The 1,130-nt window shown below is 37.3% G+C and carries 1 protein-coding gene; it reads right to left on the bottom strand.

Annotation, left to right across the window (positions count from 1 at the left end; translation table 11 throughout):
* On the bottom strand, window positions 1–1,130 hold a 1,130-nt coding region (locus tag AC1XWJ_RS07695; RefSeq protein ID WP_483335289.1), incomplete at both ends, for an aldehyde dehydrogenase family protein.

The following is a 1,130-nucleotide window of genomic DNA, read 5'->3' on the forward strand; positions in this document are numbered from 1 at the left end:
GTATGTCCTAATCCATTAAATTCTACCATTTGTCTAGATTTCTCTAATCCATCTTTTGTATCTTTTGATTTCAATACTGCTAGTACTGGCGATAATTTTTCTCTAGTTAATGGTTCATTTACTCCTACCTCTGAACACTCAGCTGCTAAGATTACAGTTCCCTCTGGTACGTCAAATCCTGCTAGTTTCGCTATTTCTGTCGCTGGTTTCCCTACTATTACTGAGTTTAATTTAGCTCCCGCACAATCTTTTGATTTTGCTTCTACTCCGAATAATAGTTTCTCTAACAATGCTTTTTCTTTTTTGTTTACAAAGTATACTCTATGTGATTTCATTGTACTTATAAATTCATCGTACAATTCTTTGTCTACTATTGCTGCTTGTTCTGATGCACAGATCATTCCATTATCGAATGCTTTACTTAATACTATATCATTTACTGCTTGTTTTAATTTTGCTTCTTTATGGATATACGCTGGAACGTTTCCTGCACCTACTCCTAATGCTGGTTTTCCACAAGAGTATGCTGCACGAACCATAGCGTTACCACCTGTTGCCAAAATAGTAGCTACTCCATCGTGATTCATTAATGCATTTGTACCTTCCATCGATGGTTTTTCTATAAATTGAATACAGTTTTCTGGTGCTCCTGCAGCCACTGCTGCGTCTCTTACTATTCTTGCAGCTTCTTTTGAACATTCGTTTGCTGATGGGTGGAAGCTAAATACTATTGGATTTCTAGTTTTTAAACTTATTAGTGATTTGAATATTGTAGTTGATGTTGGGTTTGTAGTAGGTACTACTCCGCATATTACTCCAACAGGTTCTGCGATAGCTACTATTCCATCTACTTCATCTCTATCTACTATTCCTACTGTTTTTAGTCCACGCATGCTGTTTACTATATATTCACAAGCGTATAGGTTTTTAGTAGCTTTATCTTCTACTACACCACGACCAGTCTCTTCTACTGCAGCTACTGCCAAAGGTCCGTGAGCTGCTAGTGCCGCTACTGCCGCAGCTTGTACTATCTCGTCTATTTTTTCTTGTTCCGTTATTTTCAAGAACTCTGATAGTGCTACCTGTGCTTTTTCTACTAGCACATTTACTTCTTCTACAGGATTTAATGT

Source organism: Gemelliphila sp. 1F1 (assembly GCF_056897515.1).